The organism is Micromonospora sp. B9E7 (assembly GCF_039871815.1).
Taxonomy (GTDB): domain Bacteria; phylum Actinomycetota; class Actinomycetes; order Mycobacteriales; family Micromonosporaceae; genus Micromonospora.
In genome coordinates this window covers 62,913-75,789 of sequence record NZ_JBDPLX010000004.1, presented here as the reverse complement: position 1 = coordinate 75,789, position 12,877 = coordinate 62,913, and the positions used below count along the sequence as shown (strand labels likewise).

Here is a 12,877-nt window from a genome sequence, read left to right as displayed (position 1 = left end):
GTGCCACCGCATTCTGCCGAGCGGGGTCCGGCTCCCGACAGCGGGGCGGGTGGCTCAGGCGGGCGGGTCGGCTCAGGCGGTGCGGGTGGCGAAGACGACGACGTTGTCGACGTAGTTGCCGGTCGCGGCGTCGAACCGGCCGCCGCAGGTGATCAGGCGCAGCGCGGCGGCGTCCGCCGGGCCGTAGACGAGGGTGGTCGGAAAGTGGTCCTTGGGGTACGCCCGCACGTCGTCCACCGTGAACGTGGCGACCCGCGCGTCGGCCCGGGTGACCTGGATCTGCTCGCCGGGGCGCAACCGACCGAGGTCGAAGAAGACCGCCGGACCGGCCGGTGAGTCGACGTGTCCGACCAGGACGGCGTTGCCCGTCTCGCCGGGGCTCACCCCGTGCCGGTACCAACCGGCGAGGGTGGGCCGGTCCAGTGGCGGCACCTCCAGCACCCCGGCGGCGTCGGCCCCGACCGGGACGACCTCCGCGCGTACGCCGATGGCGGTGATCTGCACCCGGACCGGCGCGGCGCGCGGGAGCGGCACCAGGTCCGGTGCCGGCTCGGTGCGTCGTGGCGCGTCGGCCGGCGGTCGTGGCGGCGCGGCCGGGTCGGCGGTGAGGCCGACCGTGATCAGCCCCAGCCCGCTCACGCCCAGCAGGGCGACCACCGCCGGTAGGGTCCGCCGCCACCACACGTGGGCACCTCCGTAGGGATCGTCGGGATGCCCGCGCCGGTGTCACCGGCGCGGGCACCCGTCCTCAGGGATGGAACAGCCGCCGGTCAGGCGACAGTGGACACCGGACGACGCCGGCGGATCAGGATCACCGCGCCGGCCAGGGCGGTGCCGAGCAGCGTGCCGCCGGCAGCCAGAGCGCCGTTGTCGCGGCTGTCGCCGCCGGAGCCGGCGGGCGCGCCGCCGATCGGGGTGACGGTGAACGTGGCGCTGCCGGCCGAACTGCCGTCGCCGCAGGTCGCCGCCACCGTGTACGTGCCCAGGGTGAATCCGGCGGTGAAGAGTTCGGCGCTCAGCCCGCCGCCGGCGGCGGCCGTCGTGGACCGGACGTTCTGGTCGCGGTTGGGGCCGGTGACCCGGAACAGGGCGTCACCCGACTTCGGGTTGCAGGTCGTCGCGGTGAGCACGACGGTCCCTCCGACCGGGGTGGTGGCCGGTGACACCGTGGTGTCGGCCAGTGCGGCGCCTGGCAGCAGGAGTGTGCCGAGGCCCACGCCGAGCGCCGCCGAGCAGAGTGCTGTTGAGACCTTCATACGCGTCTTCCCTCACTTTTCGTCCGCTGACTGCGTGGGACGTCGTTCGGGTGGCCAACTCCGTGACTAGCACCGGTGTGCCCAACACTAGGTGGGTTGGGCCCACGATCAGGTGAAAATGAGAATTCCTCGTTGCCGTCACGTGTCCACCCGAAGGCGGGAAGAGCTGCGGAAAGGCCCGGACGGCCCGAGCAGCGCCGGTCCTCCGGTCGATGTCGGGCTGTCGCGGCTGGGTCGATGGCGAGGTATTGCCGACGACGACGGAAATACGCCGGCTGGCCGCCGGGTCAGCCGGCCCGGGTCGGCTCGGGCATCGGCTCGCCGGTTTCGAGGAGTGTCTTGAGGCTGGCCAGCAGCTCCGGCCAGCCTCCGCTGCCGTCGAGTTGGCCGCTGACCGCCCGGTGCATCTCGCTGTCGGGGGAGAAGTCGTCATGGATCACGGTCAACCGGACGGCTGTCGTGCCGTACGGCTCGATCTGGAACGTCACCTTCGACCGGCGCTCGCCGAGCCGGGAGGCCAGCTCCTCGGCAGACCAGCCGAAGTGCTCGGCGTGCTCGGGTTGAAAGCCGTGCCAGCTGTAGGAGAGGAGACGGTACGGCTCTGCGGCCAGCACCCGCTGGCCGAGATCGCGGGGCTCGTCGCCCGGCGCGTCCTGCCACAGCACGGGTGACCCGACCTGCCAGTCCGACACGAGCGCGATCCCACCCCAGTAGCGACGGGTGAATTCCGGTTCGATGAGTGCGGCCCACAGCCGCTGCGGGGTGGTGGTGACGTACGTCGTGTAGGCGAAGGTCGGGCTCTCCATGGGTTGTCGCTCCAATGCGGTGGTCAGGTCGGCGAGGGTGGCGGCGCGCTCACGGTCGTAGCGGCTGAGCCACCGGTCGGCGATGGCGTTGATCGGGGCGGCGTTGAGGTAGTGCACCTTTTCCCGGCCCCGCCGTGCGGTCGTGATGAGGTTGGCCGCCTCCAGAACCGACAGGTGCTTGCTGACGGCCTGTCGGGTCGTCGCCAACCCGTCGCAGAGCTCCCGAAGGGTCTGGCCGTTGCGCTCGTTGAGCCGGTCGAGCAGCCGACGCCGGCTGGGGTCGGCCAGTGCCCGGAACGCCTCGTCCATCAACCCTCCCCCAACATGCAACTGCCTGGTTGCCAATCACCATAGGCAACCAAATGGTTGCTAGTCAAGGTCGCGCCGGCCGGTGCACCGCCCGGGAGCGGCGTGAGCGGCCGTCGAGTGGTGTGGCAGCGTGGTGCGGTGACCGATTCCGCGCCGCTGGACGTCGACCTCGCGCTGCTCGGCGGCGGCGGAGCGGCATCGTTGCTGCTCGCCGCACTGGACCGGCACGGCGTCCACGACCTGCGCATCGCCGTCGTCGACCCGGTCCGCCGGCGCGGTCAGGACCGCACCTGGGCGTTCTGGGGCCACCCGGGCACCGACCTGGACCCGCTGCTCAGCGCGAGCTGGCAGCAGGTCGAGGTGGCGACGGCGGCGCGGCGTCGCGCCCTGGACCTGACCCCGCTGCGGTACGCCATGCTCCGCTCCGGCCCGGTCTACGACCGGGCTGCCGAGGCCGAACGCCGACTGGACGCCACCCGGATCGTCGCGCCCGCCGAGACGGTGACCGACGACGGCACACGGGTGCGGGTGCGCACCGGTGACGGACGGACCGTACGGGCCGGGTGGGTGCTCGACTCGCGCCCCCGCCCGCCGGCGCGGGCCGGACGGACCACCTGGTTGCAGCACTTCCGCGGCTGGTGGTTGGAGGCCGACCGCCCCGTCTTCGACCCGGCACGCGCGGTACTGATGGACTTCCGCACCCCGCAGCCGCCCCGAGGCGTCTCCTTCGGTTACGTGCTGCCGGTGAGCGACCGCTACGCCCTGGTCGAGTACACCGAGTTCTCGCCCGACCTGCTCACCGACGCCGGGTACGACGAGGCGCTGGCCGGCTACCGGGACCTGCTCGGGCTGGACCCGGCCGGGCTGCGGGTGCGGGAGGTGGAGAACGGCGTGATCCCGATGACCGACGCGCCGTTTCCGGCCCGGCCCTCGCCCCGGGTGGTCCGACTCGGTACGGCCGGCGGTGCGACCCGCCCCTCCACCGGCTTCACCTTCTCCGCCATGTACCGCCAGGCCGACCAGGTGGCCCGCGCCCTCGCGGCGGGACGACCGCCGGTGCCGCAGGCGGCGTACCCGCGCCGACACCGCTGGATGGACGCGGTGGCGCTGCGGGCGCTGGACCGGGGCGGAGTCGGCGGGCCGGACTTCTTCGACCGGCTCTTCGACCGCAACCCCGCCGAGCGGGTGCTGCGCTTCCTCGACGGCGTGACCACACCGGCCGAGGAGGTCGCCATCATGAACTCCACCCGGCTGCTGCCGATGATCGCCGCCACCGCCGGCGACGCGGCGCACCGCGTCCGCGACCGGCTGCGGCCCACCCGACCCGCGCCAACCATCCCGCCCGCCGTGGTCGGCTCGGAGCCCGGCGTATCACCCGGCGGGTAGGCCGCTCCACCGGCACCGACCGGCGTCGTCTGCGCCGGAACCTGTCGAGCTGCCCCGCAGGTGGGGCACGACGTCCTGCCGCGGAGGCGGGGCACGACGCCTCGGCGCGCCCTGGCCCCCGGCCAGGGAGGACGACGTCACCGCGCGGTAGGTTGCCGGGCATGGTGGACGCGGCGGCCGGCAGGGGCGTGCAGATCTGGACCGACGGGGCGTGCAGTGGCAACCCCGGGCCGGGCGGTTGGGGCGCGCTGCTGCGCTACGGCGATCACGAGCGGGAGCTGTGCGGTGGCGAGGCCACGCCGACCACGAACAACCGGATGGAGCTGATGGCGGCCATCCAGGCGTTGGAGAGCCTGAATCGGCCGGTCACCGTGGAGCTGCACACCGACAGCACGTACGTGCGCAACGGCATCACCAGTTGGCTGGCGTCCTGGAAGCGCAACGGTTGGCGGACCGCGGCTAAGCAGCCGGTGAAGAACGCCGACCTGTGGCAGCGGCTGGAGGCGGCCTGCGAGCGGCACCAGGTCACCTGGCTGTGGGTCAAGGGACACAACGGTCACCCGGAGAACGAGCGGGCCGACGGGCTGGCCAACAAGGGCATGACCGAGGCCCGTTCGGCGGTGCCGGCCCGCAGCTGAGGTTGCGCCGGCCCGTGGAGGGGCCGCGTCAGCGGGTCGCGTCCGGGTGGCCGGGCATGCTGGAACCGCCGCCGCTGCTGCCGGACGATCCGCCGGCGACACCCGAGTTGTCGCCCTCGGTCACGACGTCCGGAGGAACGTCGGTGTCGGCCGGCGCCGGGACCTCGGTGTCCGCCTCGACCTGGACCAACGGCACCTGACCGGCCTCGTCCTCGCTGTGCTGCGGGTCGCCCGGCTGCTCACCTTGGCGATTTCGGTAGCCCACGCCGTGCCCCCCGTCGATGCCGTCCGCGTCGGCGCTGGCTACCCGGCGTCGTCCGGGCCGAAACCTCGCCCGCCGGCGGTCACCGCTGGTCCGACCGTCTCGGCCGGTGGGGGAGCAGAGGGCAGCCGCAGCGTCCGGCGACGGCTGAGCGCGACGGTCAGCGCCACCGCCAGCGCGCCGCAGACCACCAGGAACGCCGGAGTGTTGCCGACGTGGTCGTTGACCGCGCCGCTGGTCGCGGACCCGGCGGCGATGCCGAGCTGCCCGGCCGTCTGCAACCACCCGTACGTCTCGGGGAGCCGGGCCACCGGGGTGGATCGGGCGAGGATCTCGTCGGTGACGGCGAGGAACGGTGCCAGCGCGAGGCCGAACACCGCCAGCGCCACGGCCATCTGCGGCACGCTGCGGGGCAGCAGCAGCGCCAGCGAGGTGGCGGCCAACGTGCCGAGCAGCGTCAGGTACGCCCCCGCCGGGCTGCCGGGTCGACCCCGGCGGGCCAGCAGCACGCCACCGGCCAGGCTGCCCACCGACCAGATGGTCACCAGCAGCCCGGCCTGGTCCGGGTGCCCGACCGTGGTGGCGAACGCGGGCACCAGCACCCACATGGCGCCGATGCTGACCATGTAGCCGATGTGGGTGCCGACGACGGTGCGGCGGGTGGCCCGGCCCGGCAGCGCGGACCGCTTCCCGCCGGGCTGTCGTTCGACGTCGCGTGGCGGCAGCACGGCGACCATGCCGAGCAGCCCGGCGGTGCCGATGACGGCGAAGACGAGCAGTGCGGCCGTGGGGCCGCTGATCAGCAGACTCAGCGTCACCGCGAGGGGTCCGCCCACGTACAGCAGCTCCTGCCCGACGGCGTTGACCGCGTATGTGCGGGCCAGCGCGGTGGCGGGGACCATCCGGGCCAGTTGGGAGCGTCCACTGCCGACGGCCGGTGGCGTGCTGAGCCCGGCCACGGTGGCCAGTGCCACGAACGCCGCCGGTTCGGTGGTGACGGCCAGTCCGAGCAGGGCGAGCAGGTGGGCGAGGCTGGTCGCGAGGAGTACCGGCCGGGCACCGAGCCGGCGCAGGAGCCGGCCGACCAGTGGTGCGGTGAGCGCCAGCCCGATCCCGCAGCCGGCGCTGGCCACTCCGGCGGTGGCGAAGCTGCCGGTGTTCTGGTGGCCGAGCAGCACGACGAGCAGTTGCCGCAGCGCGACCGGGAGCTGCGCCACGGTCATCAACACGATGAGGAGCATCGCTCGCCGGGGTACATGCATGACTTGACGCGGGCCGGGCCCTATCGGCGCCGGCCGCGACGGGCCGTGGCCCGGGACGGCTGGCGGACCGGGGTGAGCGGCAGCGCCGTCCAGTGCGGTGGCCGGGTGCGGGTGGCCGGCAGGCCGGTGCGTACGTCGCCCCGAGCGGCGTCCAGCTGGGACTGGTGCAGGAAGAGGGTGTTCCGCAGGTCGCTGCCGCGCAGGTCGGCCCCGCGCAGGTCCGCGCCGGTGACGTCGGCGAGGCTCAGGTCGACGCCGCGCAGGTCGGCGCCGATCAGCAGCGCCCCGCGAAGGTTGGCCCGGCGCAGGTCGACTCGGCGCAGGTCGGCCCCGGGCAGGTGCGCGCCCCGGTGGTCGACGCCCCCGGGGGAGCGGGCCGCGTCGCTGGCCTGGGACAGCAGGGGGTTGACCCGGTCCCGGTGCGCGGCGACGTCCACCGTGCGCAGGCGCGTCGGGTCACCCTCGGTGAGTGCTGCCGTCTCGGCGCGGGCGCGGACCAGTTCGTCGCGCAGGCCGGCCGGCGGGCGCAGCGTCAGCGCCTCGGTGACGTACCAGAGCAGTTCGTGCAGGGGGCGCAGCACGGCGAACGCCTCCGCCATGGCCGGCAGCGTCTCGGGCGCGCCCCGCCAGTCCCGTCCGCCGAAGGTGACCTGGGAGACCTGCTGGCCGGCACCGAAACAGTCGAACACGGTGCAGCCGGGAAACCCGCGTTGCCGCAGCTCGGTGTGGATGCCGCAGCGGTGGTCCGGGCCCAGGTTGGGGCAGGCCTGCCCGGCCGGCTTGTCGATGGCGAAGTCCGCCGATCGGGCGAACGCGGGCACCACGCAGCACAGGCCGAAGCAGCGTCCGCAGTCGGCGCGCAGCTGCGCCGACCCGGGCGGCGGTGCGGGGCTGGGCGACACGTGGCCGGTCCTCCTGGTGTACGGGGCGAGGCCACCATTGTTTCGCGTGCCGAGCCGACCGGTCGGGTCGGGTCACCGTCCGTGCGTGTCGCCGGCCGCCGCCGAGCGGGGAGCCGGGGTACGGGAGTGGCCCGGTGGTGGCACCAACCGGTAGATCGCCCGGTCCCCGTTGTCGTGCCCGTACTTCTGGTCGAAGTGCCGTTTCACGGCGTCGGCCGGCGTGTGGTCGCCGTCGGCGGGCTCGGCCAGCGCGAACACCGCGGGGGACGCCCCAGGCGCGCGGGGCGGCAGCATGGCTCGCACGGTCAGCGGCCCGGTCACCCGGAACCCACGGCAGTCGACGTAGTGCTGCCCGTCCACCATCACGTACGGCACGCGCACCTCGACCACGTCCGAGTCGTCGTGGCGCAGCGTGACCACGACCGACCAGTACCGTTCCAGGTTCAGGGTGGCCTGCTCGTGCTCCCACAACTCCTCGAAGCGGGCGTGCACGAACCCGCCCCACGGGCTGTCCATGTCGACCTCCAGCTGAGGCACGTTGAACGACAGCTTCCCGATCGGGAAGAACGAGATCAACGCCCGCCCGTCCCACTGGTAGAGCTGGATCGACGGGGACGCGTCGTAGAGCCGGACCTGCAGGCGTTGCCGTAGCCGGGAGTCGAGGGCGTCGCTGAAGGCGGCCAGGTGGCGCAGGTTGGCGCGGATCTGTCGGGGCACGTCCACCCGCTGCCGTTCCAACTCCTCGGAGCGCTGCTGGGCGGCGGTGCAGTCCGGGTCGAGCAGGAGCAACTGCACCTGGGCGCCGTTGCCGAGCGCCGCTCGGATCGCGGTCAGGGTCTCCTCGCGGTGCCGCTGCTCCAGCAGGATCGTCCAGGTGTCGAGGATGCGCACCCGGCGTCCGGAGCGGTTCAGCCGGCTCACGAACGCCTGCTGGTCGAAGCTCAGGTGCTCCTGCACCCGTGCCTTGCGGGCCTCCTCGAACAGCGGGTCGAAGATGACGTACGAGATGGCCGCGAGCACCACGCTGGCACCGAGGTTGAGCAGCAGGTCGCTGAGGAAGCCGGTGCTGCGCCAGGCGCCCACCAGCATGACGACGGCGACCCCGAGCAGTGCCCCACCGACGACGAAGGCGCGTCGTTGCCGCCCGCCCCGACCAGCCCACTCGGGCATCCGGTCCCCTTTCGTCGTCGGGCCGGCCCACCGCCGCCCGCAATCACCAGAATGCGGAGGATACGTGCCCGGTTTGCTGCTCGCTGTCCCGTTCGGGGCGTCGGTTTCCCCGGACGGATCGCCGCCACCGCTCCTGGGATGACGGTAACGGCAGCGCGCGACTACTCAGGGTGCTCAGACCGAACGCCAGTCGTCGCTGGTCAACGAGTTGGCCTGCGGGCCCATCAGCAGCATGCCGCCATCGACCGGCCAGGACGCCCCGGTGACGTAGCTGGCGGCGGGGGAGGCGAGCAACGCGACCACGGCGGCGACCTCGCGAGCGTCGCCCGGTCGCCCCACCGGTACGCCGGGCCGGTCCCGGGTGTACGGGTCGACGTCCTCCATGCCGGTCATCGGTGTGGCGATCTCACCCGGGGCGACCGCGTTGACGGTGATCCCCTCGGCGGCCAACTCCTGTGCCATCACCCGGGTCAGCAGACCCAGCCCACCCTTGGCGGCGCAGTACGCGGCGGAGCCCACCCGGGGCGCGTGCTCGTGCACGCTGGTGATGTTGATGATCCGCCCGCCGGTGCCGGCGGCCCGCATCCGTCGCGCGGCCCGTTGCGCGCACAGGAACGGCGCGTCCAGGTCGACGGCGAGCACCTCGCGCCACTGCTCCCAACCTGTGTCGACGAACGGCGTCGAGGCGCCGATGCCGGCGTTGTTGACCAGCACCCCGATGCCGCCCAGTCCGTCGGCCAACTCGTCCACCACCGCCGCCGCCTCCGGTAGCCGGGTCAGGTCCACCTCGGCGACCTCGCACCGACGACCGGTGGCGCGGACCTCGGTCGCGGTCCGTTCGGCGCCGTCGGGGTCGCCGTACCAGGTGATGCCGATGTCGAAGCCGGCCTCGGCCAGCGCGACCGCGCAGGCCTTGCCGATGCCGGAGTCCGCACCGGTGACCACGGCGACCCTCGGGTAGTTCTCGTAACGCTGGGGCATGGGGTTCGCACTACCCCGAGCATGCCGACCCAATCGTCGCGTCCCCGGACGCCGAGGGCATACCCTCGCCGGATGCGGATCACCCGATTCACGCACGCTTGTGTCCGCGTCGAGCACGACGGCGGGGTGCTCGTCATCGACCCGGGGACGTGGAGCGAGCCGCGCGCCCTGGTCGGCGCGGACGCCGTCCTGGTCACCCACGAGCACACCGACCACGTGGACGTGCTGCGGCTCGCCGGCCTGGGCGTCCCGGTGTACGCCCCCGAGGGCGCCCGACTGCCGGATCTCGCGCCGTTGCCGGTGACCCGGGTCCGCGCCGGGCAACGTTTCACGGCGGCCGGCATCGAGGTCAGCGCCCACGGCGGCCGGCACGCCGCCATCCACCAGGGTCAACCGGACTGCCCCAACCTCGGCTACCTGGTCGGTGCCGGGCTCTACCACCCCGGCGACTCACTGCACGTGCCGGACGAACCGGTGCACACCCTGCTCGTCCCGGCCCAGGGGTCGTGGTTGCGCCTCGACGAGGCGATCCGATTCGCCGCCGCCGTGGCCGCCGCCGCGGCGTACCCGATCCACGACGCGCAGCTCAACGAGCGCGGCCTGGCCAGCGTCGCCGGCTGGTTCACCGAGACGATCCCCGGCTACCGCCACCTCGCCCCGGGCGACACCGCCTGAGGGACCACACCGGCGGCGGCGACCGTGTCGGCCGCGCTCATATCCGATGTGCTCTATGTCACGGTAGCTTCGGCGCGCGCCGACGCCCCTGTCGGCGCTGTCGAGGAGCGCCCATGTCCACACCGTTGAAAGTCGCCACCACCCTCGCCGCCGTCCTCCTGCTGGCCCTGACCAACGCGGCCCCCGCCCAGGCCGCCACCCCGTCGACCAAGGCCCCGGTCGCCGGGTCGTTGGGCACCTACAACGTCTCCGGCGTCTACGTCGCCGGCGTCTCCTCCGGCGGCTACATGGCCACCCAACTGCACGTCGCCTACTCGTCGCGCATCCGTGGCGCGGCCGTGTTCGCCGCCGGGCCGTACTACTGCTCCCAGAACACCGTCGCGCAGGCGCTCTACGGCTGCGGGGACAACGCGTACCCGACGAATCTCGCCGCCCTGCAGGCCTACACCCGGACGTGGGCGTCGTACGGCTGGGTCGACCCGGTCGGCAACCTGTCCGGCGATCCGGTGTACGTGTTCCACGGCGGCAACGACACCACTGTCGAGAAGTCCGTCACCGACGACCTGGTCCGGTACTACCAGCACTTCGGGGCCAGCGTGCAGTACGACAGCGGCTCCGCCGCCGGTCACTCCTGGGTCACCCCGTACGGCACGCTCGGGTGCACGGCGACCGCGGCGCCCTACCTCAACGACTGCGGCACCGACCCGCAGAACGCGCTGCTGCGCAAACTGCTCGGCGGGGTCGACGCACCGAACACCGGGGCGCTCGGCGGCACCCTCGTCCGGTTCGGCCAGAACACGTTCGCGGTCAACGGCTGGGCCAACGGGTTGAGCATGGACGCCAACGGCTTCGCCTACGTCCCGTCGGCCTGCGCGGCCGGCCAGTCGTGCCGACTGCTGGTCGCCCTGCACGGATGCGTGCAGGGAGCCGGGGCGGTGGGCACGGCCTTCGTCGACCGGGCAAACCTCAACCAGTACGCCGACACCAACAACCTGATCGTCCTCTACCCGCAGGCGAGCACCACCCTCAGCAACCCGAACGGCTGCTGGGACTGGTGGGGCTACCTCGGTGCGACCAACTTCCCGATCAAGGGCGGCGCGCAGGTGGAGACCATCATGAACATGGTCCGCCGGTTGGACGGTTGAGCGCCCTTGGGCTGGCCGGGCGGATGGCCGGTCAGCCCAGAAACAGTTGGAAGAGCACCAGCCCGGCGAGCAGCGCCGGCCCGCGTGAGCCCTGACGCAGCAGGTGGACCGGGACCATCCCGAACGGGGTGTTGACCGTCGCGCCGCCGTAGTCGATCGGCGGTCGGGTGCCGGCCCGGAACGCGGCGAGCACCACCCCGAGTGCCAACGTCGGCGCGAGCCACGCCGGCCCCGGGTCGACAGTCGGCAGGGTCAGCAACCACCACAGGGCCGCGCCGACCGCCGGCACCACCACGTGGATCCCGCGCAGGAGGGTGTCGCTGCCCCCGAGCGCCCGGCGCAGCCCGGGTGAGCGGCTGATCGACCGCAGACCACCGGTGAGCCGGTCGACGGCGAGGTACGCGAACACCACCTGCGCGGCCCCGGCCAACCCGGGCAGGGCGAGCGCGGCAGCATACTGCACCCCGATCAGCGCGGCCCAGATCAGCACGGCGCTCGGGTGGCGGCGCAGTCGCCGTACGTCGGCCTGGAGCAGCGCCCACCAGCCCGGGCCGGGCAGGAAACGGCTGCTGCGGACCTGGCCGACCCGACGCCAACGCCGGCTCTCGACCAGCCCGGCGAGGAGACTCGGGTCCAGCAGGATCATGGCCGTGGAGGCGGCGTTGGCGAACTGGGCGCCGGTGGTCAGCGTGGCCCGGTCGACGCGGGGCAGCGCGCGCACCGCGCGGATCGTGCCCAGGCCCGCGAGGGGCACCGCGAGGGCGAACAGCGCGATGGTCGGTGTCGCCGTCGGCCGGGGCAGCGCGTCGCCGAAGCCACCGACGAGCACCACCACACCGGTGATCACGGCAGCCGCCACCAACGGGACCGCACCGGCAAGCGTCGGCCACCGTCGACCCGCTCGGCTGCTCTGGGCGACGACGCTGAGCGCCAGCGCGGCCGCGCCCCACCCCGCGCCGGCTGCGGCGGCCCAGCCCAGGGCACCCGGATCGCTGACACCGCCGAGCGCGGCGACCGCCACCCCGAGCGCCCCGGTGCCCACCGCCGCGCCGACCAGAAGCAGGACGAAGCGCGGCGCCAGCCAGGCCCGCCGGTCGACCGGCGCGCTGGTCGCCCAGCTCTGCGTGGCCGGCGTGACCAGCAGCGGCCCCAGCGCGCGCAGGCCACGCCAGGCGAGGCCGGCACCGGCCAGCAGCGCCGCGACCGCCAACCACCAGCGCACGCCCGGCTCGGCCTGCCCCACCGTGGGGGAATCCAGCAGGTCACGGCTGGCGCTGACCGCGAACCACCCGTACATGCCCACGAACAGGACGATCACGTACGCGTCACCCAGCACGTCGCCGAGCGAATGGTCGTGGTGCCGGCTGCGCGCCCGACGCAGGTGCGTCCGCAGTTGCCGGGCGGTGGGCACCCCGGCCGCCTCGTCGGCGATCGTGGCCGTCGGGGCGGTCACCGGCCGATCTCGATGCGCTCGTCGACCACCGCGTCGATCAACTCCGGGTCGTGCGAGGCCAGCAGTACGGCGGTCCCGGCGGCACGCTCCCGGAGCAGGCGCTCGGTGAGCCACTGCCGCCCGCGTACGTCCAACCGCTGCTCGGGCTCGTCGAGGATCAGCACCCGACGGGGCCGGACGAAACACGAGGCCAACGCCAGCCGGCGGCGCTGACCGCTGGACAGCGTCACCGGCAACTGGTCGCGGGCCGGCTCCAGCCCCAGCTCGGCGAGGACCTCCTCGACCGGCTCGGCGTCACCCCCGTGGGCGTACGCGACCAGCTCCAGGTGTTCGACCACGGACAGGTCGGGGAAGAAGTCGATGTCGTCCAGGGCGGCGGCCACCAGTGCCCGCACCTGCGGGTCGGTCTCGTCGGCCCGTCGGCCCTGCACCAGCACCTCGCCCGCGTCCGGGCGGTCCGCGCCGACGACGCAGCGCAGCAGGGTGGTCTTACCGCTGCCGTTCGGGCCCAGGACCACCGCGATCCGGCCCGCCGGGAGCGTGAAAGTCACGTCGTCGAGCACCACCAGGTTGCCGAAGTTGCGACTGAGTCCCCGTACCGAGAGCGCGTCCACGATCACAGAGTCTCCCAG

At 73.4% G+C, this 12,877-nt stretch carries 14 protein-coding genes; 4 read left to right on the top strand and 10 right to left on the bottom strand.

Features of this window, described 5'->3' with window-relative positions; all coding sequences use genetic code 11:
- Positions 1 to 72: 72 nt before the first annotated feature.
- The 3 genes from ABGB10_RS08095 to ABGB10_RS08085 form a co-directional block, all read right to left on the bottom strand.
- Positions 73 to 684, bottom strand: coding sequence for a class F sortase (locus tag ABGB10_RS08095; protein ID WP_347660225.1), 612 nt, complete (start codon positions 682 to 684; stop codon positions 73 to 75).
- Positions 685 to 770: 86 nt separating this feature from the next.
- Positions 771 to 1,256, bottom strand: a complete 486-nt coding sequence (locus ABGB10_RS08090; protein ID WP_088989855.1) for a hypothetical protein — start codon at positions 1,254 to 1,256, stop codon at positions 771 to 773.
- A gap of 287 nt (positions 1,257 to 1,543) precedes the next feature.
- Positions 1,544 to 2,371, bottom strand: coding sequence for a metalloregulator ArsR/SmtB family transcription factor (locus ABGB10_RS08085; protein ID WP_347660224.1), 828 nt, complete (start codon positions 2,369 to 2,371; stop codon positions 1,544 to 1,546).
- Positions 2,372 to 2,509: 138 nt separating this feature from the next.
- Here ABGB10_RS08085 and ABGB10_RS08080 point away from each other — a divergent pair, with 138 nt between their 5' ends.
- Together ABGB10_RS08080 and rnhA are read left to right on the top strand one after the other, a co-directional pair.
- A complete protein-coding gene (locus ABGB10_RS08080; RefSeq protein WP_347660223.1) occupies positions 2,510 to 3,757 on the top strand; it encodes a lycopene cyclase family protein in 1,248 nt (415 codons plus the stop codon).
- A 161-nt stretch (positions 3,758 to 3,918) separates the two neighbouring features.
- Entirely contained in the window at positions 3,919 to 4,395 is a 477-nt protein-coding gene (gene rnhA / locus ABGB10_RS08075; RefSeq protein ID WP_347660222.1) for a ribonuclease HI, read from the top strand.
- Positions 4,396 to 4,423: 28 nt separating this feature from the next.
- Here the strand turns inward: rnhA and ABGB10_RS08070 are convergent, their stop codons facing one another.
- The 5 genes from ABGB10_RS08070 to ABGB10_RS08050 all read right to left on the bottom strand — a co-directional run bounded on the left by ABGB10_RS08070 (position 4,424) and on the right by ABGB10_RS08050 (position 8,972).
- Positions 4,424 to 4,660, bottom strand: coding sequence for a preprotein translocase YidC (locus ABGB10_RS08070; RefSeq protein WP_347660221.1), 237 nt, complete (start codon positions 4,658 to 4,660; stop codon positions 4,424 to 4,426).
- Between the two features lie 38 nt (positions 4,661 to 4,698).
- Positions 4,699 to 5,898 (bottom strand): MFS transporter, encoded by a 1,200-nt coding sequence (locus tag ABGB10_RS08065; RefSeq protein ID WP_347660220.1) that lies wholly within the window; start codon positions 5,896 to 5,898, stop codon positions 4,699 to 4,701.
- 41 nt (positions 5,899 to 5,939) lie between these two features.
- Positions 5,940 to 6,821, bottom strand: a complete 882-nt coding sequence (locus tag ABGB10_RS08060) for a pentapeptide repeat-containing protein (protein ID WP_347660219.1) — start codon at positions 6,819 to 6,821, stop codon at positions 5,940 to 5,942.
- 72 nt (positions 6,822 to 6,893) lie between these two features.
- Positions 6,894 to 7,991: a DUF5919 domain-containing protein gene (locus ABGB10_RS08055; protein WP_347660218.1), complete on the bottom strand. Its 1,098-nt coding sequence runs from the start codon at positions 7,989 to 7,991 to the stop codon at positions 6,894 to 6,896.
- A gap of 174 nt (positions 7,992 to 8,165) precedes the next feature.
- Positions 8,166 to 8,972: an SDR family oxidoreductase gene (locus ABGB10_RS08050; RefSeq protein WP_347660217.1), complete on the bottom strand. Its 807-nt coding sequence runs from the start codon at positions 8,970 to 8,972 to the stop codon at positions 8,166 to 8,168.
- Between the two features lie 72 nt (positions 8,973 to 9,044).
- On the opposite strand from ABGB10_RS08050, the gene ABGB10_RS08045 reads away from it, so the two are divergent.
- Complete coding sequence (locus ABGB10_RS08045) at positions 9,045 to 9,647, top strand: MBL fold metallo-hydrolase (RefSeq protein WP_347660216.1); 603 nt, start codon at positions 9,045 to 9,047, stop codon at positions 9,645 to 9,647.
- A gap of 113 nt (positions 9,648 to 9,760) precedes the next feature.
- Positions 9,761 to 10,792 carry a PHB depolymerase family esterase gene (locus ABGB10_RS08040; RefSeq protein WP_347660215.1) on the top strand — a complete coding sequence of 344 codons (1,032 nt, stop codon included), beginning with the start codon at positions 9,761 to 9,763 and terminating at the stop codon, positions 10,790 to 10,792.
- A gap of 31 nt (positions 10,793 to 10,823) precedes the next feature.
- Here the strand turns inward: ABGB10_RS08040 and ABGB10_RS08035 are convergent, their stop codons facing one another.
- Both ABGB10_RS08035 and ABGB10_RS08030 read right to left on the bottom strand, forming a co-directional pair.
- Positions 10,824 to 12,245 (bottom strand): DUF6297 family protein, encoded by a 1,422-nt coding sequence (locus ABGB10_RS08035; RefSeq protein WP_347660214.1) that lies wholly within the window; start codon positions 12,243 to 12,245, stop codon positions 10,824 to 10,826.
- Positions 12,242 to 12,865 (bottom strand): ABC transporter ATP-binding protein, encoded by a 624-nt coding sequence (locus ABGB10_RS08030; protein ID WP_347660213.1) that lies wholly within the window; start codon positions 12,863 to 12,865, stop codon positions 12,242 to 12,244. The genes ABGB10_RS08035 and ABGB10_RS08030 overlap by 4 nt, the downstream gene beginning before the upstream one ends.
- Positions 12,866 to 12,877 lie beyond the last annotated feature (12 nt).

What these genes read in the sequence shown, in the direction of transcription:
- ABGB10_RS08090 (WP_088989855.1), bottom strand. Translation starts at nt 1,256, where the DNA reads ATGAAGGTCTCAACAGCACTCTGCTCGGCGGCGCTCGGCGTGGGCCTC.
- ABGB10_RS08040 (WP_347660215.1), top strand. Translation starts at nt 9,761, where the DNA reads ATGTCCACACCGTTGAAAGTCGCCACCACCCTCGCCGCCGTCCTCCTG.
- ABGB10_RS08045 (WP_347660216.1), top strand. Translation starts at nt 9,045, where the DNA reads ATGCGGATCACCCGATTCACGCACGCTTGTGTCCGCGTCGAGCACGAC.
- ABGB10_RS08065 (WP_347660220.1), bottom strand. Translation starts at nt 5,898, where the DNA reads ATGCTCCTCATCGTGTTGATGACCGTGGCGCAGCTCCCGGTCGCGCTG.
- ABGB10_RS08055 (WP_347660218.1), bottom strand. Translation starts at nt 7,991, where the DNA reads ATGCCCGAGTGGGCTGGTCGGGGCGGGCGGCAACGACGCGCCTTCGTC.
- rnhA (WP_347660222.1), top strand. Translation starts at nt 3,919, where the DNA reads ATGGTGGACGCGGCGGCCGGCAGGGGCGTGCAGATCTGGACCGACGGG.
- ABGB10_RS08050 (WP_347660217.1), bottom strand. Translation starts at nt 8,972, where the DNA reads ATGCCCCAGCGTTACGAGAACTACCCGAGGGTCGCCGTGGTCACCGGT.
- ABGB10_RS08085 (WP_347660224.1), bottom strand. Translation starts at nt 2,371, where the DNA reads ATGGACGAGGCGTTCCGGGCACTGGCCGACCCCAGCCGGCGTCGGCTG.